General features: G+C 67.9%; 17 protein-coding genes. 7 read left to right on the forward strand and 10 right to left on the reverse strand.

All coding sequences use genetic code 11. The annotated features are described in order from the left end of the window. Positions 1–49 precede the first annotated feature (49 nt). Both MRBLWH12_RS01695 and ilvA read left to right on the forward strand, forming a co-directional pair. A complete protein-coding gene (locus tag MRBLWH12_RS01695; protein WP_363545428.1) occupies positions 50–1246 on the forward strand; it encodes an AI-2E family transporter in 1197 nt (398 codons plus the stop codon). Then, positions 1243–2472, forward strand: a complete 1230-nt coding sequence (ilvA, locus tag MRBLWH12_RS01700) for a threonine ammonia-lyase (RefSeq protein ID WP_341975437.1) — start codon at positions 1243–1245, stop codon at positions 2470–2472. The genes MRBLWH12_RS01695 and ilvA overlap by 4 nt, the downstream gene beginning before the upstream one ends. Before the next feature lie 77 nt (positions 2473–2549). Here ilvA and greA read toward each other — a convergent pair whose 3' ends face one another. Both greA and MRBLWH12_RS01710 read right to left on the reverse strand, forming a co-directional pair. Next, positions 2550–3038 (reverse strand): transcription elongation factor GreA, encoded by a 489-nt coding sequence (greA, locus tag MRBLWH12_RS01705; protein ID WP_102192396.1) that lies wholly within the window; start codon positions 3036–3038, stop codon positions 2550–2552. 95 nt (positions 3039–3133) lie between these two features. Beyond that, on the reverse strand, positions 3134–3520 hold the full coding sequence (locus tag MRBLWH12_RS01710; RefSeq protein WP_341975435.1) for a DUF4307 domain-containing protein: 387 nt from the start codon (positions 3518–3520) through the stop codon (positions 3134–3136). Positions 3521–3588: 68 nt separating this feature from the next. Between MRBLWH12_RS01710 and MRBLWH12_RS01715 the strand changes: the two genes are divergently transcribed. Continuing rightward, positions 3589–3879, forward strand: a complete 291-nt coding sequence (locus MRBLWH12_RS01715) for a hypothetical protein (RefSeq protein ID WP_363545432.1) — start codon at positions 3589–3591, stop codon at positions 3877–3879. Here the strand turns inward: MRBLWH12_RS01715 and trhA are convergent, their stop codons facing one another. Then, positions 3880–4575 carry a PAQR family membrane homeostasis protein TrhA gene (gene trhA, locus MRBLWH12_RS01720; RefSeq protein ID WP_341978481.1) on the reverse strand — a complete coding sequence of 232 codons (696 nt, stop codon included), beginning with the start codon at positions 4573–4575 and terminating at the stop codon, positions 3880–3882. A gap of 139 nt (positions 4576–4714) precedes the next feature. Here trhA and MRBLWH12_RS01725 point away from each other — a divergent pair, with 139 nt between their 5' ends. The 3 genes from MRBLWH12_RS01725 (at position 4715) to MRBLWH12_RS01735 (ending at position 8222) form a co-directional block, all read left to right on the forward strand. Next, positions 4715–5494 (forward strand): isoprenyl transferase, encoded by a 780-nt coding sequence (locus tag MRBLWH12_RS01725; protein ID WP_341978479.1) that lies wholly within the window; start codon positions 4715–4717, stop codon positions 5492–5494. 53 nt (positions 5495–5547) lie between these two features. Continuing rightward, entirely contained in the window at positions 5548–6678 is a 1131-nt protein-coding gene (locus MRBLWH12_RS01730; RefSeq protein WP_363545434.1) for an aminotransferase class V-fold PLP-dependent enzyme, read from the forward strand. A gap of 161 nt (positions 6679–6839) precedes the next feature. Continuing rightward, positions 6840–8222, forward strand: coding sequence for a PhoH family protein (locus tag MRBLWH12_RS01735; protein WP_414684901.1), 1383 nt, complete (start codon positions 6840–6842; stop codon positions 8220–8222). 138 nt (positions 8223–8360) lie between these two features. Here MRBLWH12_RS01735 and MRBLWH12_RS01740 read toward each other — a convergent pair whose 3' ends face one another. The 7 genes from MRBLWH12_RS01740 to xseA all read right to left on the reverse strand — a co-directional run bounded on the left by MRBLWH12_RS01740 (position 8361) and on the right by xseA (position 16451). Continuing rightward, positions 8361–10679 (reverse strand): PhoX family protein, encoded by a 2319-nt coding sequence (locus MRBLWH12_RS01740; RefSeq protein ID WP_363551278.1) that lies wholly within the window; start codon positions 10677–10679, stop codon positions 8361–8363. A gap of 265 nt (positions 10680–10944) precedes the next feature. Then, a complete protein-coding gene (locus tag MRBLWH12_RS01745; protein WP_363545436.1) occupies positions 10945–11781 on the reverse strand; it encodes a DUF559 domain-containing protein in 837 nt (278 codons plus the stop codon). Positions 11782–12033: 252 nt separating this feature from the next. Continuing rightward, on the reverse strand, positions 12034–13428 hold the full coding sequence (locus MRBLWH12_RS01750; protein WP_363545438.1) for a class II fumarate hydratase: 1395 nt from the start codon (positions 13426–13428) through the stop codon (positions 12034–12036). 30 nt (positions 13429–13458) lie between these two features. Continuing rightward, complete coding sequence (locus tag MRBLWH12_RS01755; protein ID WP_363545441.1) at positions 13459–14121, reverse strand: carbonic anhydrase; 663 nt, start codon at positions 14119–14121, stop codon at positions 13459–13461. Further along, positions 14118–14759 carry a DUF4245 family protein gene (locus MRBLWH12_RS01760; protein ID WP_363545443.1) on the reverse strand — a complete coding sequence of 214 codons (642 nt, stop codon included), beginning with the start codon at positions 14757–14759 and terminating at the stop codon, positions 14118–14120. Before MRBLWH12_RS01760 ends, MRBLWH12_RS01755 begins: the two co-directional genes overlap by 4 nt. Then, complete coding sequence (locus MRBLWH12_RS01765) at positions 14756–14977, reverse strand: exodeoxyribonuclease VII small subunit (protein WP_341978475.1); 222 nt, start codon at positions 14975–14977, stop codon at positions 14756–14758. The genes MRBLWH12_RS01760 and MRBLWH12_RS01765 overlap by 4 nt, the downstream gene beginning before the upstream one ends. A gap of 196 nt (positions 14978–15173) precedes the next feature. Then, complete coding sequence (gene xseA, locus MRBLWH12_RS01770) at positions 15174–16451, reverse strand: exodeoxyribonuclease VII large subunit (RefSeq protein WP_363545445.1); 1278 nt, start codon at positions 16449–16451, stop codon at positions 15174–15176. Between the two features lie 111 nt (positions 16452–16562). Between xseA and MRBLWH12_RS01775 the strand changes: the two genes are divergently transcribed. Then, positions 16563–17606, forward strand: a complete 1044-nt coding sequence (locus MRBLWH12_RS01775; protein WP_407359302.1) for a 4-hydroxy-3-methylbut-2-enyl diphosphate reductase — start codon at positions 16563–16565, stop codon at positions 17604–17606. The last annotated feature ends 11 nt before the right edge of the window (positions 17607–17617 follow it).

The raw sequence follows: 17617 nt of genomic DNA on the forward strand, positions 1-17617 counted from the left end.
CGGACCCTGCGGTCAGCAGTCGCCAGGACGTGCGCTCTAGACTGACCGGATGAGCGATCCGCTGCGACCGAGACTGAGAGACCTCTTCCGCCCGCGCCCGATCTCGACGGAGCGCACGGTGACGACCGAAGCCGACGAGGCCGTCCCACACGGGCTGCGCGTCGGGGCCGGGTATGCCTGGCGGCTGCTGATACTCGCCGCCGCGATCGGCGTCTTCATCTGGCTCGTCATCACGCTCAAGCTCCTGGTGATCCCGCTGATGGTGGGGATCCTGATCACCGCTCTGCTCTGGCCGGCCTTCGAATGGATGCTCCGCCGAGGGTTCCCGCGCTGGCTGGCTGTCGCTTTGTCGATCCTCGGCACTCTCGCGATCGTCACGGGTCTGATGTGGCTGGTCGTCTGGCAGATCCGTGTGGAACTCCCGGAAGTGCAGACGAGCACGGCTCAGTCGATCGAGAATTTCCAGACCTGGCTCCGCGAAGGGCCGCTGCACCTGACCGGTGACCAGATCGACGACTACCTCGCTCAGGCCCAGGCTCTGATCGAGGAGCAGGGGCAGGCGCTGTGGTCCGGAGCCCTTGCGGTCGGCTCCACCCTCGGGCACGTCGTCACCGGTGCGCTGCTCTCCCTGTTCGTGCTGGTCTGCCTCCTCGCCGACGGCGCGGGCATCTGGCGCTGGACGGTCAAGATCTTCCCCCGCAACGCCCAGCCCGCCATCGACGGAGCTGCCCGCAACGGGTGGAAGACCATCGTCAACTACGCCAGGACCCAGCTGTTCGTGGCCACGATCGACGCGATCGGCATCGGACTCGGCGCGTTCCTGCTGCAGGTGCCGCTGGCGCTGCCGGTCGCCGTCCTGGTCTTCCTCGGATCGTTCATCCCGATCGTCGGAGCCGTCGCCACCGGCGCCATCGCGGTCTTCCTCGCGCTGGTCTACAACGGTCCGTGGATCGCGCTCTGGATGCTCGTGGTCGTCCTCGGCGTGCAGCAGGTCGAAGGACACATCCTGCAGCCGATCCTGATGGGATCCGCCGTGAAGGTGCATCCGCTCGCCGTCGTCCTCGTGGTCGCCGGCGGTGCGATGATCGGCGGGATCCCCGGCGCCCTCTTCGCGGTGCCGCTCGCGGCATTCGTCAACGTCGTGGCCGTGACATTGACGTCCGGCTCCTGGCGAACCGGCGACGTCCCGCAGGGTGACCTGATCTGGAGCACAGTGCCGCGACAGCGGCGGAGGAGCAATCGATGACCGCAGTTCCCGGCCTGAACGAGTTCGAGGAAGCAGCACGCAGCCTTGCCGAGATGATCACCCACACGCCGACGCTGCCCTCCCGGGCACTGTCGGACGTGCTCGGGGCGCCCGTCCTGCTGAAGATGGAGAACCTGCAGCGCACGGGGTCGTTCAAGATCCGCGGTGCCGCGTACCGGCTCTCCCGGCTCACCGCAGAGGAACGCGCACGCGGCGTGGTCGCGGCATCCGCAGGCAACCACGCGCAGGGTGTCGCTCTCGCCGCCCAGGCGCTCGGTATCTCGGCCACGATCTTCATGCCGCTCGGTGTGCCGGTGCCCAAGCTCCTCGCCACCCGCGGCTACGGAGCGGATGTCGTGCTCGAGGGTGAGACCGTGGCGACGTCGCTGCGCCTGGCGGCCGATTTCGCCGAGCGCACCGGGGCTGTCCTCATCCACCCCTTCGATCACCGCGACGTGGTGATCGGCCAGGGGACGCTCGGCCTCGAACTGCTCGAAGACGCCCCGAACGTCGACACCATCGTCCTCGGCATCGGCGGCGGCGGCCTCATCGCCGGCGTGGCAGCCGCGGTCAAGGCGCGTGCCGCCGAGCTCGGGCGGGAAGTGCGGATCATCGGCGTGCAGGCCGAGAATGCGGCCGCGATGCCGCCTTCGCTCGAGGCCGGACACCCGGTCGACATCGTGACCCGCCCGACCATCGCCGACGGCATCCTCGTGGCGCGACCTGGCGCCATCCCGTTCGACATCATCAAGGATCTGGTCGACGAGGTCGTCACCGTCTCGGACGACGATCTGGCGCGCGCCATCCTCGTGCTCCTCGAGCAGGCGAAGGTCGTCGTCGAGCCCGCCGGCGCCGCGGGAGTCGCGGCGATCCTGGCCGGCAAGGTATCCGCGACCGGTGTGACCATGGCCGTGCTCTCCGGCGGCAACATCGACCCGCTGCTCCTGCAGCGCGTCGTGTCGCACGGGCTGGCGGCATCCGGCCGTTACCTCACGCTCCGCATTCCTCTTCCTGACCGCCCCGGCCAGCTGGCCCGGGTGTCCGAGCTCATCGCCGAGGCGGGGGCGAACGTCATGGAGGCCATGCACACCAGGCACGGGCACGGCCTGCAGATCAGCGAGGTCATCCTCGAGCTCAGCGTCGAGACGCGCGGACCTGAGCACTCCGAGCACACGCTGGACACGCTGCGCCGCGCCGGTTTCGAACCGGTCGTGGTTCCGGACTGAGTCCGGCGGCACTCTATCGGCAGACGAATGCCCCCGGATCCACGGATCCGGGGGCATTCGTGCGGATGGGGGCCGGCTCAGCCGGTGTAGGTCTCCACGTTGACGATCTCGACGGCGATCGACTTGCCGTTCGGGGCCTCGTAGGAGGACTTCTCGCCGACCTTGAGACCGAGGATGGCCTGTCCGAGCGGGCTGGCCTCGCTGTAGACGTCGAGGTCGCTGCCCGCAGCGATCTCACGGCTGCCGAGGAGGAACACCTCTTCGCCGCCGGCCACGTTCGCGGTGACGACGGTTCCGGGCTCGACGATACCGCGGCTGGCCGGTGCCTCGCCGACCTTGGCCGTCTTCAGCAGACCCTGCAGGGTGCGGATGCGCGCCTCCTGCTTTCCCTGCTCGTCCTTGGCGGCGTGGTAGCCGCCGTTCTCCTTGAGGTCGCCCTCTTCGCGAGCCGCTTCGATGCGCTTCGCGATCTCCTCGCGCCCGGTGGTGGACAAGTGCTCCAGCTCGGCGACGAGCCGGTCATACGCTTCCTGCGTGAGGAAGGGAACCTGAGCGTCGATGGACATGACGAAGCTCCTTCTATCGGTATCCGCCGACGTCCTGCGGGGGATATGCCAAGACGCCCCGGCACGTGCCAGGGCGTCGTCTGTGTGGCTCGAGTCTAAGCGACCCAGCAGGTGTTCACCAAACCTGTCGTGGCCGCCGCGACGGTGGGGATGGTCTCGGAAAGGCTCCGCGTATGGCCCTCGCCGGCCGGGATCTCGACCACTTTCCAGCCCACCACGCCGAACTCCTCGTCGAGGGCCTCCAGGACGCAGACCACGTCCTTGCCCTGGACACCGCTGATCTGGAATCGCAGGTCTACGCGGTGCGCGTCGACGAGATCGAAGCCCAGATCGTCGGCATCGACCGAGCTCATCGACTGGCTCACCGTCGACCAGCTGAGCGCACCGACAGCGAGCACGGCGATGGCACCGCCGACGATCCACGGCATCCGCCGCCGACGGGTGCGGCCATAGCGTTCGTCGAGCTCTCGTGCGGTCGTCACAGTGGGGGTCTTCCGGTCGTTAGGCTGGTGGTTCCAGGTTATGCGACCTGCGCACGAAAGGCGGACTCATGCTCGTTCTCACCGGGACCGAGACTCCGATGCCGACGCCGACCATGACGGTCGCGCCGGAAGCGGTCACTCCCGGATTCGTGGGCTTCGCCGTGATCGTGATCGTGCTGATCGCCGTGATCCTGCTGATCTGGGACATGAACCGCCGCATCCGTCGCGTCCGCTACCGCGAAGAGGTCAGGGTCGAGCTCGACGCCGAGCAGGCTGCCCACGCGGCTGATGAGGCCACAGAGACCGACGCAGATCTGCCGATCGTTCGTGAAAGCGACGACGACCCGCGCGCCACCTGATCAGCCTCCGGCGCCGGGCAGGCCGAGTGAGGGTGCCAGCGGATCCAGCGCGATGAGCAGGCACGCGAACCAGTGGCACAGGAACGCGAGCACCGTGCACACGTGGAAGATCTCGTGGAAACCGAAGTGCCCTGGCCAGGGGTTCGGCTTCTTCATCGCGTAGACGATCGCCCCGCCCGTGTAGAGCAGACCGCCGATCACGACGAGCACCATCATCGTCGCGTTCGCGTACAGGAGATCGGCCATGTACATCACGGCCGCCCAACCGAGCACGAGGTAGAGCGCGACGTACAGCCAGCGCGGTGCATTGATCCAGAAGACGCGGAACAGGATGCCGAGCAGAGCCCCGGACCACACCAGGATCAGCAGCAGTCCGCCCTTCTCCGGAGGCAGCGCCAGCGTCGCGATCGGCGTGTAGGTGCCGGCGATGAGCAGGAGGATGTTGGCGTGATCGATCCTCTTCAGCACCGCCTTCGTCTTCGGACCCCAGTCGAACCGGTGGTAGAGCGCGGAGTTGCCGAACAGCAGCAATGACGTCGCCATGAACACGGCAGCGGACCACTTCGCCGGAGCCCCCTGTGCGAGAGCGATGAGGACGATGCCGGCGATGATCGCGACCGGGAAGGTGCCCGCATGGATCCATCCGCGCCAGGTCGGCCTGATCTCGGCCTGCGCATCATGCTGCGCTTCCGCCATGAGCGGCAGCTGAGGGACATCGGGCGGCGTAGGAGTGCTCACGTGCTCACTCTAGGCGTGCGACCATGCCGGGATCTGCACATACCGTCAGCATCCGTGCCACTCGCATTCAGCGCGGGCGCGATAGCGTAGGGAGGTGATTTCACGCGACAGCCAGGGGCGAGGGCCGCTGTACCGGCTCTACAGCAACCGGCTGCGTCGACACCTCGATCCGGCATCCGTTCCGCACCACGTCGCGATGATGATCGACGGCAATCGTCGATGGGCCCGCCAACTCGGCTATGACAGCGCCGCAGAGGGGCATCGAGCCGGAGCAGCGAAGATGCGCGAGTTCCTCGGGTGGTGCGATGAACTGGGTGTGCGCGTGGTGTCGCTGTACCTGCTCTCCAGCGACAACCTGCGCAAACGCGACTCGGCGGAACTCGACGACCTCATCGAGATCATCGCGGAACTGGCAGAAGCGCTGTCGCGAGAAGGCAACTGGCGGGTCAAGCACGTCGGCAGGGCCGACATCCTTCCGCCGGAGCTCGCGCGCGTGCTCGCCGATGCCGAGGCCCGGACCCGCACGCACACCGGACTCCACGTGAACCTCGCCGTCGGCTACGGCGGACGGAACGAGATCGTCGACGCCGTGCGCAGCATCATCGCCGCACACGAGGCATCCGGCGGCACCCTGGAAGACCTCGCCGCACACCTCACCCCCGAGATGATCGGCGAACATCTGTACACCGGCGGACAGCCCGATCCCGACCTCGTGATCCGCACCAGCGGGGAGCAGAGACTCAGCGATTTCCTGCTCTGGCAGAGCGCGCACAGCGAGTTCTACTTCGTTGAGGCGCTGGGCCCGGATCTCCGCCAGGTCGACTTCCTGCGTGCGATCAGGGACTACAGCGACCGCGATCGCCGCTTCGGGCGCTGATCGGACGCCGGCGCGCCGAGCCGGTCGAAAGCGCACCGTGCCACAATGTCGCGGTGAGCACTTTCGACGACTACCTCGCAAGCTTCGGCGGCGAGCCGGGCTACCTCAACTGGGCGGCGTTCGGACCGCTCGCGCCATCGGTGCGCGCGGAGGTCTTCGCAGATGCGGATCTGCTCGGCAGCGGCCGCCCATCGTCGGTGGCACTGGTGGCCGAGCGGATCGGTCAGGCGCAGGAGCTGGTGGCGGCGCTGCTCGGGGCGGATGCTGCGGACGTGACGCTGCAGCCGTCGTCGACGCACGGGCTCATGCAGGCGCTGTACGGACTCAGCGGGCATGTGATCGCCTCGACCGGCGAGTTCCCGAGCGTCAGTCTGACGCTGGAACGCGCAGCGCAGGCCTCTTCCGGGGCACTGACCGCCCGCTGGATCACACCGGCGGGCATGCGGGTGACACCGGATGCCGTCGCCGAAGCGCTCGACGACGATGTCACCGCGCTCGCCGTCAGCCACGTCGACTTCCGCACCGGGTACCGCACGGATCTCGCGGCGCTCCGCGAGGCCCTGGGCCCGGACCGTCTGCTCATCGTCGACGCCGTGCAATCCTTCGGCATCCTCGATGACGACTACTCAGCGGCGGACGTCGTGGTCGGACACGGCTACAAGTGGCTTCGCGCCGGCCGCGGCACGGGTTTCGCCTGGTTCTCGTCGCGGGCACGAGAACGCATCGCTCCGGTGCTGAGCGGTATCACCGGCACAGTGGCGGAGGGACTCTTCGTCGATGAGCTGCCGGCCCCGGCGGCATCCGCTCAGGCTTACACGATCAGTTCCCCCGACCACCTCGCTGCGGCGCGCCTCGCGGTCGGTCTCCGCGAGATGCACGATGTCGGCATTTCGCTCATCGAGGCGCGTCTGGCCGAGCAGGTCGACGCGGTGATCGAGATCGCAGACCGTCACGGGATCGAGGTGCGCTCTCCGCGGGAACGCGACGCGCGTGCGGGCATCGTCGCGCTCGCTCCGGAGGCGCCGGCGCGCATGGCGGCGGCGCTCACCAACGCCGGAGTCGTGATGACGGCGCGGGGCGAGACTGTGCGGATCGCGCCGCACGCGGGCACCGACAGCGAGACATTCCGGATGCTCGACGAGGCGATTGCGGCATACGGCAACGAGACGTTAATCAGCGCGTAACCGATTGCTGGCGTGTCGAGCCCGACGTATGTCGGTGCGGCGTCGTACCTTCTAGGCATCGGGCATGGCGCCCGATCGGGTCGGCCTTCAGGATCGCGACTCGTGGCCCCCTGGTCGACTCGTTCGCATAGCCGGGAAACATCCCGGGTCGGGAGTGGGTCGTGACCACACGTACAGCGCAGCAGTCCGCCAGCACCGCGCAGCAGGCCACCCGAAAGACCGCGCGACGGTCGTCCTCAGCAGATCCGGATCAGGATCTGCGCACGTATGTGCTCGACACGTCCGTGCTGCTGAGCGACCCGCAGGCGTTCTTCCGATTCGCCGAGCATTCGGTCGTGCTTCCGGTCGTCGTCATCAGCGAGCTCGAAGGCAAGCGGAACGACCCGGAGATCGGCTACTTCGCGCGTCAGGCTCTTCGGCACCTCGATGATCTGCGCGTCGAGCACGGCCGGCTGGATTTCCCGGTCGAGGTCGGCGAAGGCGGTACCCTCCGCGTCGAGCTCGGCAACACCGACCAGTCGGTGCTGCCGGTCGGCATCCGACTCAGCGACAACGACAGCCGCATCCTCTCGGTGGCCATGCACCTTTCCCAGGACGGTCAGGAGGTGACGATCGTCTCGAAGGACCTGCCGATGCGGGTGAAGGCGGCGTCTCTCGGACTCCGGGCGGAGGAGTACCTCGCCGAGCAGGCCATCGATTCCGGCTGGACCGGCATCTCGAACCTCGACATCTCCGGTGATGACATCAGCGACCTCTACGAGAGTGAAGTCGGCATCAGCGAGGAGGCGCGCGGCATCCCGGTCAACACCGGTTTGATCATCCACTCCGAACGGGGCTCCGCACTCGGGCGGGTCACCGGCGACGGTGAGTACCGGCTGGTGCGCGGTGATCGAGAGATCTTCGGAATGCACGGGCGCTCGGCCGAGCAGCGGATCGCGATCGACCTGCTCCTCGATCCCGAGGTGGGTATCGTCTCGCTGGGTGGACGGGCCGGCACCGGTAAATCGGCACTGGCACTGTGCGCGGGTCTCGAAGCCGTACTCGAACGACAGCAGCAGAAGAAGATCATCGTCTTCCGGCCGCTGTTCGCCGTCGGCGGGCAGGAGCTCGGGTACCTTCCCGGCGACCAGGGCGAGAAAATGGGGCCCTGGGGTCAGGCGGTCTTCGACACGCTCGGCTCGGTGGTCTCCGGCAACGTGGTCGAGGAGGTCCTCGAGCGGGGCATCCTCGAGGTCCTGCCGCTCACTCACATCCGCGGTCGTTCGCTGCACGACGCCTTCGTGATCGTCGACGAGGCGCAGTCGCTGGAGCGCAACGTCCTGCTGACGGTGCTGAGCCGGATGGGGCAGAACTCGCGCGTGGTCCTGACCCACGATGTCGGTCAGCGCGACAACCTCCGGGTCGGTCGCCACGACGGCATCGCCAGCGTGATCGAGACGCTCAAGGGGCACGACCTGTTCGGTCACGTCACCCTGACGCGATCGGAGCGCTCGGCGATCGCCGCTCTTGTCACGGAGCTGCTGGAGGGCGGCGAGCTCAGCTGAACAGACATCGACAGCGGATGCCGTCCGGAGGGCGGCATCCGCTGTCGTGTGTGACGGGGCATCCGCCGCTGTCGCTGATGCCCGCGGGAGGGAACACGGATGCCGCGCGGAGCGAGTCCGCGCGGCATCCGGGTGAGCTCAGGCCTCTGCGTCGGGCGCTTCGGCTTCACGCTTGCGGCGGCTGAGGAACGCGATGCCCGCGGCGGCCAGCAGCCCGGCGCCGGCAAGGATCCCGCCGAGCGGGTCGGCACCTGTCGCGGGCAGCTGCCCGGTTCCCGGCTTCGTCCCTGGCGTGCCGGGGGTTCCCGGTGTTCCGGGCGTGCCCGGGGTGACGGTCGGCGAGGGCGTCGGTGACGGATCCACCGTGGGGGTCGGCGTCGGTGTGGGCTCGATGTCCAGCGGGAAGACCTGGACCACGGACGGCCGAGGGATGTTCAGCGTCCCTCCGCCGGCGCCCGCGAGCGGGGCGGGGCGCATCGAGTCCGGGAACTGCGAGGTCGGCTGCTCGTAGCTGCCGTCTTCGCCCGGGTGCTGAACCGAGACGAAGACGCGCTGCTCATCGTCGTGGATGACCGGACCGCAGGTCTCGGCCTCGCGGGCCACCGACAGGAACTGCTCGACGTTGCCGCGCTCCGGTCCGTCCAACGTCACGCGGAACAGGCCGTCGTTGTAGCCGATGACGCCGGGCGCACCGTCGGTGGAGATCCACAGGTTTCCGGCGCTGTCGAACGCGAGGTTGTCGGGGCAGGAGATCGGAGAGACCTGATCGGCCGGGAAGCCGGAGAAGTACGCGGTCGAGTTCGTCGCGGGGTCGCCTGCGACGAGGAGGAGCGTCCACGAGAACGCCGTCGCCGTCTGATCGCCACCGGCCTCGGTGATCTCGATCACGTGGCCGTCGCGGTTCTCGTTGCGCGGGTTGACCTCGTCGGGGCCCGCCGAGCCGGCAGTACCGCGCTTGGTGTTGTTGGTGCACGCGACGTAGACACGGCCGGTGACAGGGTTCGGCTCGACGTCCTCCGGGCGGTCCATCTTCGTCGCACCGACCTTGTCCGCAGCGAGGCGCGTATAGACGAGGACCTCCTCGACCGACATCCCCTCGACGACGGACGCACCGCCGACGACCAACGGCAGCCACTGGCCGCTGCCGCCGAATCCGCCGTCCGAGGGCACGGCGCCGGATCCGTCGATCTCGACCGCAGGCGAGTCGCCGGCGAAGCGGGCGACGTAGAGGTCGCCGTTCTCGAGCAGTGTCATGTTGTGCGCCCGGTCGCCCTCGATGAACGAGTCGCGCGAGACGAACTTGTACAGGTAGTCGAAGCGCTCATCGTCGCCCGTGTAGGCGACGGCCTTGCCGTTCTTCGCGATGATGACGTTCGCGCCCTCGTGCTTGAGGCGTCCGAGGGAGGTGTGCTTGCGAGGCACCGAAGTCGGGTCCGTCGGGTCGATCTCGACGATCCAGCCGAATCGGTTGACCTCGTTCTCGAACCCGGGTGCGCGGGCGTCGAACCGCGGGTCGACGTGCTCCCAGCCGCGGGCGGTCTCGGCATCCTTCAGGCCGTAGCGCTGATCGCTGGCCGACGTGCCGACCGAACGGAAGTAACCGTTGAAGTTCTCCTCGCCGCTGAGGATCGTGCCCCAGGGCGTCGTGCCGCCGGAGCAGTTGCCGAAGGTGCCGAGCGGCGTCGTGCCGGCAGGATCTGCGGCGGTCTGCAGCAGCGCCGAGCCGGCAGCCGGGCCGGTGAAGGCGTAGGGCGTGTCATCGAGGAAACGACGATTGCGCTGGCCGCCGACCACCGGGCTCCAGGAGGCCGTCTCGTCGGCGCGGGTGAGGTCGACCACGCTGAGGCCGTGGGCCTTCAGGCCGACGCGGCGCACCCGGTCGAGGTCTCCGGCGAGCTGGTCGGCGGGGAACATGATTCCCTCATTGGTGTACTCGTGGTTGACGAACAGGATCGCCGTGGTGGGCGACGTCCGGATCACATCTGTGTAGTCGACGTTGTAGCCGAACTGTCGTGCCTGAGCCTCGGGCGTCTGGTCGGCCGCGTCGAAGGCGGGGCTGTCGTTGAACATCGGATCGCCCCAGCGGATGATCGGCGCCCAGTCGAAGCCGGTGGGGACGACGAAGCTGTCGACCGTGTAAGCGACCGGGTCGATCGGCGTGAATCCGAAAGCGCCGGTCGCTCCGACGGGAGCCATCGGCACACCCGACGCGGCGGTGGCGGACTGCGCACCGGTCAGCGCGGGGGCGAGCACGATGCTCGCGACGGCGGCGGCACCGAAGCCGAGTACGGAACGGCGGGACAGCTGTGCGTCGATGATGTCGCGGAGGTAGCCGTTCGACGAGGTGTTGCACACCCCGTCCGCGCACGCGTTCGCGCACTTCAGGTGGCAGGTGACTGCACTGCGCTTGCCTCGCACGTGACCTGCCATGGGCAGGCTCGTTCGACCGATGTTCATGACCACGGGGACTCCTCAAGCGGGGGTGTTCGGGGGAGCAGAGCGCTCGTGCCCCAGCAGACCAAGCCCGGGTGTCCGGCAGGTGAACCTCAGGAGAAATCGGGCTGTACCGAAGGCGGAGAAAAGGCCGATCGTGTTGCTGGAGGTGTGTCTGGGGGCGTCTGCGGCCGGAACGGCGTCACGCCTGTCGGACGTTGTTGCACCTGTCGGACGTCTTCTGCCCCGGCATCCGACACCTGCAACAACGTCCGACGGATGCGGTGGATCAGGCGTGGTCCCGAAGCCGGCGGAGGGCACCGAGGATCGCCGCCTGAACCGTGGGCCAATCGTGGATCACCTGCGCGTAGTCGAAGCGGAGGGTTTCGTAGCCGAGACGGGATGCCGCGGCATCCCGCACCAGATCTTTGTGCCTGTTCGTCTCGCCATCATGATTCTCTCTGCCGTCGACCTCGAGGATGAGCCGGGTGCCGACGAGGAAATCCACCCTCCCGACGCCGGCGATCCGCACCTGACAGGTCAGCGCGATGCCCAGGATGTGGAGCCGCAGGCGGAGCAGCGATTCCAGGCCGCTCTCGGCATCCGAACGGGCGAGGTCGACAAGCCAGCGAGCGGATGCAGGAAGGGAAGCGCGGATGCGGAAGCGGCCCGCAGTCGAGAGCCGGCGAAGCATCCATGCCGATTCGAAGGCTGCGAAGAACGCCTCATCGCCCTGGCATCTGTAGAGGTGAACCAGGGCTCGCTCGATCGAAGCCGGGCCGATCTCGGCCTTTCCCCGGTAGAAATGGCTGATGCACGCGCAGCCCGCGTGCCGATGCACCCTGCCCTTGGTGCCCATCCACACATGCGGCTCCGTCGTCTCGGGCAGAACCCAGATCCGCTGCAGACGGAGAAGCGACGTGCAGGTGAGCTGCCCGCCATGGGCGGCCGCACTCCGGAGATCCTCCGACACCTGCGGTGCCGCGAACACGCCGGTACGCAGGCGGTCGATGCGTCCGGCCGCGACCTCTCGCGAGAGCGCGGTCCGCGACACCCCGAACTGCTGCAGTTGCGTTCCGCGGGCGACGCCGCCCAGCTGAGTGATGAGGGCTGCCGGTTTCAACATCCCCTCAGGATGCTGGTCGAGAGCATTGCGTGGACGGCGGAGCGTGCGTTGTGGATCGATTGCTGCCTATCGCTGTTTGTGCAGGAGGAGTGGGATGTCGCACCTGGCGGACGTTGTTGCAGGTGTCGGATGCTGCGGCAGCAAACGTCCTGCAGGTGCAACAACGTCCGACAGCTGTGACAAGGCGAGAATGCAGAAACGCGGATGCCGCGAGGAACGAGTCCTCGCGGCATCCGCGTTTCGCAGGGTGTGTCAGCCCGGGTGGGTCATCGACAGCAGGTCGAGCTTCTCGTCCAGCTGCTCGAGCGTGAGCTCACCGCGCTCGACGTATCCGAGGTCGATCACGGCGTCGCGCACGGTGATGCCGTTCGCGACCGAGTGCTTCGCGATCTTCGCCGCGGCCTCGTAGCCGATGAGCTTGTTCAGCGGCGTCACGATCGACGGGCTCATGCCGGCGAACGCGGCCGCGCGCTCGAGGTTGGCCTGGAGACCGTCGATCGTCTTGTCGGCGAGCACGCGCGAGGCGTTCGCGAGCAGGCGGATCGACTCGAGCAGGGCGGTGCCCATCACCGGGATGGCGACGTTGAGCTCGAAGGAACCGGATGCTCCGGCCCACGCGACCGTCGCGTCATTGCCGATCACCCGAGCGCAGACCATGAGCACGGCCTCGGGAACGACCGGGTTGACCTTGCCGGGCATGATCGAGGACCCAGGCTGCAGGTCGGGGATGTGCAGCTCGCCGAGTCCGGTGTTGGGGCCGGAGCCCATCCAGCGCAGATCGTTGTTGATCTTCGTCAGTGAGACGGCGATGGTGCGCAGGGCGCCGGATGCCTCGACGAGACCGTCGCGGTTCGCCTGAGCCTCGAAGTGGTCCTTCGCCTCGGTGATCGGCAGTTCGGTCTCGGCCGCGAGCAGCGCGATGACCTTCTGCGGGAAGCCGAGAGGCGTGTTGATACCGGTGCCGACGGCGGTGCCGCCGAGTGGAACCTCGGCGACGCGGGGGAGTGCCGACTGCACGCGCTCGATGCCGAGGCGGATCTGACGGGCATAGCCTCCGAACTCCTGGCCGAGGGTGACCGGAGTCGCGTCCATCAGGTGCGTGCGACCCGACTTGACGGCATCCTTCCACAGCACGGCCTTCGCCTCGAGGGCGACGGCGAGGTGGTCGAGCGACGGGATGAGCGTGTCGATGAGCGCCTGAGTGACGGCGATGTGCACCGAAGTCGGGAACACGTCGTTCGACGACTGCGAGGCGTTCACATGGTCGTTCGGGTGCACGTTCGCACCGAGGATGCCGGTCGCCAGCGAGGCGAGCACCTCGTTCATGTTCATGTTCGACGACGTGCCGGATCCGGTCTGGTAGGTGTCGACCGGGAATTCGGCGTCATGCACGCCCGAGGCGACCTGATCGGCCGCCGCGGCGATCGCGTCGGCGATCGCACCGTCGAGGGTGCCCAGCTCCTTGTTCGCGAGCGCTGCAGCCTTCTTGATCCGCGCCAGTGCGGCGATCTGCGTGGACTCCAGACCCTTGCCGGAGATGGGGAAGTTCTCCACCGCTCGCTGGGTCTGCGCCCCGTACAGGGCGTTCACGGGAACCCGCACTTCGCCCATGGTGTCGTGCTCGATGCGGTACTCGATTTCGGTCACTGCTGTTCCTCCAGATGTGACGTTGGGCCCTCAGGCCGGGATCTCGGAGCCCGCGTCGATCGCGAGCCCCACGGAGACGATGGGCACGGCCGTGCCCTCGCTGAGTCGGTAGTTGGCGCCCACGATGCCCAGTCGGCCGTCGGCGACGGCTTGGCTGATGAGCTCGGATGACTGCAGCAGGTCTGCCACGGTGTTGCGCAGGTGCTCGCGTCCGACCATCTCGGCGTCGATGTCGGCCGGCGAGGATCCGCCCTGCTCGGCCAGGACCTTGCGCGCGGCGGGGATGATCGGGGCGATGAGTTTCCAGATGTGCGGCGGCAGGGGTTTCGCGTCGATCGCGGTGCCCGCGATGGCAGCACCGACGGCTCCGCAGGCATCGTGGGCGAGGACGACGATCAGCGGGACCTGGAGAACCTCGACCGAGTACTCCAGGCTGCCGATGATCGACTCCCCGATGACCTGGCCGGCGTTGCGTACGACGAATAGGTCGCCGAGCCCCTTGTCGAAGATGATCTCGGCCGAGAGGCGGGAGTCCGAGCATCCGAACAGGGTCGCCATCGGGTACTGCGCGGCGACGAGGTCGTTGCGACGTTCGACATTCTGATTCGGATGCCGCGGCTCGTCGTTCACGAACCGTCGGTTTCCCTCCTGCATCTCCTGCCAGGCGGCCGATGGTGTGAGTCGAAGTGTCATGAGGTCTCCGAGAGGGCGCGGATCTGCGGGACGATGGATTCGGCGAGGTCTGTCGTGGTCTCGGCCGACATCGAGCCGTACAGCAGCACGTAGTCGTCGCCGGCCTGAGTGCCGATCGCGTAGCTGACGTTGTCTTTGGCGGAGTCGCCGATTCCGAACACGTCCCACTCGAGGCCGCCGATGCGCACGGTGTCGGTGGGAGCGATGCCGTTCAGCCGCTGCGGGGCCCAGGACGAGTCGGCGTCGAAGGCCTGGGCGAGCCGGATGAATCCGCGCTCATCCTGCGCGGCCGGAGCGAGGGTGACGTTCCAGACGACGGTCTCCCCGCTCTGCAGCTCGGCGGCGTTCACACGCCAGAACTTGCCGAGCTCCGGAACGATGACCGGGCTCTCCAGCGTCGACTCGACGTTCTCGGCGATGCCGGCGACGTCGATGCGCTCGGCGGCCACCGGCTCACCGCGGGGCACCGCGAAGATGATGACGGCGACGATCGCCAGCGTCACCAGAAGCGCCGCAACGAGGTTGCGGACGTTCTGGCTCGACCGATACGTCTTGCTCGACGCGGCCTTACGTGCCGCGGTCTCGTCCGGTGTCTCCGGACGGCCGAGCTCGGCGACGATCGGCGGGGGCTTGCTCATGAGGCGTCGCCGCCGGAGGTCGGGGAGTCGGATGCTGCATCCCGTGCCGCGTCCAGCCGGCGCTTCGCGCCCAGCAGCCACTCTTCGCAGCGAGCGGCCAGTGCTTCGCCGCGCTCCCAGAGCGCCAGCGAATGTTCGAGCGTCGGTGCGCCCTGTTCGAGCTCGGCGACGACGCGGACGAGCTCGTCACGAGCGGCCTCGAACGACAGCGTCTCCATAGGGGTGTCGTTCAGCGCGCTCACCCCTCCATCCTACGGCGTGCAACGGACACGGCTGGGCCTGCTGGTCGTTGAGCGAGGGAGCGGAGCGACCGAGACGAAACGCGTCCCTCCAGCCTCGAGGGTCGGATCGGCGCGTTTCGTCTCGCTTCGCTCGCTCAACGACCGGGGGTGACGGTGCGCCGCATCCGGAGCGTCAGGTGCTCTCCGGGATCTCGCCTTCGGAGCGGGCGGCGACCGAACCCCGGTCGACCGTGATCGTGAGCGCGCTGCCGGCCGGAGCATCGGCCGCGTCGCGGAGGATGACGCCGCCCTCGAGGTGCGCGATCGCGTAACCGCGGGCGAGCGTCGCAGCCGGAGACAAAGCGCGCAGTGAGGCGCGGAGTTCGGTGGTCTTGCGGCCGGCTGTGTCCAGCTCGCGGGTGACGATGTCCCGTCCGCGGGAGAGGAGCAACCAGACCTCCTGCGAGCGGGAGTCGATGATCGGCGCGGGGGAGCGCAGCACCGGCCGTGAACGCAGCTGCTCCAGTTGGGCGATGTCGTGCGAAAGCCGCTGGGTGAGGCGCGTGGTGACGCGGGAACGGAGCTGCGCGATGAGGGCACGTTGCTCGCCGACGTCTGGGACCACACGCTTGGCGGCATCCGTCGGCGTCGAAGCGCGCAGGTCGGCGACGTCGTCGAGCAGCGGATGGTCGTTCTCGTGGCCGATCGCGCTGACGATCGGGGTGGATGCCGCGGCCACCGCTCGCACGATGCGTTCGTCGCTGAACCCGAGCAGGGTCTGCGGGTCACCGCCGCCGCGAGCGATGATAATGACGTCGACCTCCGGATCGGCGTCGAGTTTCTTGAGCGCGGCGAGGGTCTCCGGAACGCAGCGGTCCCCCTGCACGGCCGCGTATTCGGTGCGGAACCGCACCTGAGGCCAACGCAGTTCGGCGTTGCGGTGCACATCCTTCTCGGCGTCGGATTTCTCGCCGGTGATCAGTCCGATCACGTGCGGGAGGAAGGGGAGGCGTTTCTTGCGGGCCGGATCGAAAAGGCCCTCCTGGCGCAGTTGGATGCGCAGTTTCTCCAGCCGCTCCAGCTGATCGCCGAGCCCGACGTGCTTCATCGCCGCGACCGTGAAGCTGAAGTCGCCGCTCTTGACGAAGTAGTCCGCCTTCACCGCGGCGACGACGTGATCGCCGATCCCGAGATCGGCGGGGATCCGCGCCCGCACGCTCGACCAGATCCGGATGGAGATCTGCGCGTCCGACTGCGTGTCCTTGAGGCGGGCGAAGACATTGCCGGATCGCATGTTCCAGCTGGTGATCTCGCCCTCGACCCACACCGTGTTCCAGCGGGCGACGAAATCGCGGATCGTCGCATTCAACCGAGCGACCGAGGTGGGTGCGTCGGCAGTCGATTCGCGGGGAGCGACGGAATCGGCCGGCGGAGTCTCGCCGGGTCCTGTCGCTGCTTCGAAGACTGTCATCGGGTCCTGTCGGGTGGTTCGTTCAGGCAGAGGGCTCTCCGGCCCTCTTCAGGTGTGCGCCGGTAGAATTGAGAGGTGACCTCGACTGCTGTGCACCTTCCCGTCCCTCGCATCCCACGCGTACGCGCGGCGAGCGGGCGGCTTCAGGATAACCCGGTCGACGGACAGAAGCGGATCCTGCTGGCCGCACCACGCGGATACTGCGCCGGCGTCGACCGCGCTGTCGTCGCCGTCGAGAAGGCCCTCGAGCGCTACGGCGCGCCGGTCTACGTGCGGAAGCAGATCGTGCACAACATCCACGTCGTCACCGAACTGGAGGCGAAGGGGGCGATCTTCGTCGAGGAAGTCGACGAGGTTCCCCAGGGTGCGCACGTCGTCTTCAGCGCGCACGGGGTGTCGCCGGCGGTCGTCGATGCGGCATCCGATCGCGGCCTGCACGCGATCGACGCGACCTGCCCGCTCGTCACCAAGGTGCACCGCGAGGCCGTGCGGTTCGCCCGGGACGATTTCGAGATCCTGCTCATCGGCCACGAAGGACACGAAGAGGTCGAGGGCACCGCGGGCGAGGCTCCGGACCACGTCACGATCGTTAACTCGCCGGCCGAGGCCGACACCGTCGTGGTGAAGGACCCGTCGAAGGTCGTCTGGCTGTCGCAGACCACCCTTTCCGTCGACGAGACGATGGAGACGGTCAACCGGCTGCGTCTGCGGTTCCCCGAATTGCAGAACCCGCCGTCGGATGACATCTGCTACGCCACTCAGAACCGTCAGGTGGCGATCAAGAAGGTCGCGGCGAACGCAGACCTCGTCATCGTCGTGGGATCGTCGAACTCCTCCAACAGCGTGCGGTTGGTCGAGGTCGCTCTGGAGTACGGCGCGAAGGCCGCCTATCGCGTCGATTACGCCGAGGAAGTGGAGCAGTCCTGGCTCGACGGCGTCAACACCGTCGGAGTCACCAGCGGAGCATCCGTCCCCGAAGTCTTGGTGCGCGAGGTGCTCGCAGCCCTCGGCGATGCCGGGTACAACGACGTCGAAGAGGTGCGCACCGCGGAGGAGGACCTCATGTTCTCGCTGCCGAAGGAACTGCGCCACGACGCTTCGGGACAGCGTGACGACCGGGCCCTCGGCGGACGCGCCAGCAACCCCGACGCGTAGCGGCCTGAGAG

This window comes from Microbacterium sp. LWH12-1.2 (assembly GCF_040675825.1).
Lineage (GTDB): Bacteria > Actinomycetota > Actinomycetes > Actinomycetales > Microbacteriaceae > Microbacterium.

Excerpts from the sequence above, each read along its gene's own strand:
- trhA (WP_341978481.1), bottom strand. The coding sequence starts at position 4,575 with ATGGCGGAAGCGCAGCATGATGCGCAGGCCGAGATCAGGCCGACCTGG.
- greA (WP_102192396.1), bottom strand. The coding sequence starts at position 3,038 with ATGTCCATCGACGCTCAGGTTCCCTTCCTCACGCAGGAAGCGTATGAC.
- MRBLWH12_RS01695 (WP_363545428.1), top strand. The coding sequence starts at position 50 with ATGAGCGATCCGCTGCGACCGAGACTGAGAGACCTCTTCCGCCCGCGC.
- MRBLWH12_RS01745 (WP_363545436.1), bottom strand. The coding sequence starts at position 11,781 with ATGTTGAAACCGGCAGCCCTCATCACTCAGCTGGGCGGCGTCGCCCGC.
- MRBLWH12_RS01760 (WP_363545443.1), bottom strand. The coding sequence starts at position 14,759 with ATGAGCAAGCCCCCGCCGATCGTCGCCGAGCTCGGCCGTCCGGAGACA.
- MRBLWH12_RS01765 (WP_341978475.1), bottom strand. The coding sequence starts at position 14,977 with ATGGAGACGCTGTCGTTCGAGGCCGCTCGTGACGAGCTCGTCCGCGTC.
- MRBLWH12_RS01740 (WP_363551278.1), bottom strand. The coding sequence starts at position 10,679 with ATGAACATCGGTCGAACGAGCCTGCCCATGGCAGGTCACGTGCGAGGC.
- MRBLWH12_RS01755 (WP_363545441.1), bottom strand. The coding sequence starts at position 14,121 with ATGACACTTCGACTCACACCATCGGCCGCCTGGCAGGAGATGCAGGAG.
- xseA (WP_363545445.1), bottom strand. The coding sequence starts at position 16,451 with ATGACAGTCTTCGAAGCAGCGACAGGACCCGGCGAGACTCCGCCGGCC.
- ilvA (WP_341975437.1), top strand. The coding sequence starts at position 1,243 with ATGACCGCAGTTCCCGGCCTGAACGAGTTCGAGGAAGCAGCACGCAGC.
- MRBLWH12_RS01715 (WP_363545432.1), top strand. The coding sequence starts at position 3,589 with ATGCTCGTTCTCACCGGGACCGAGACTCCGATGCCGACGCCGACCATG.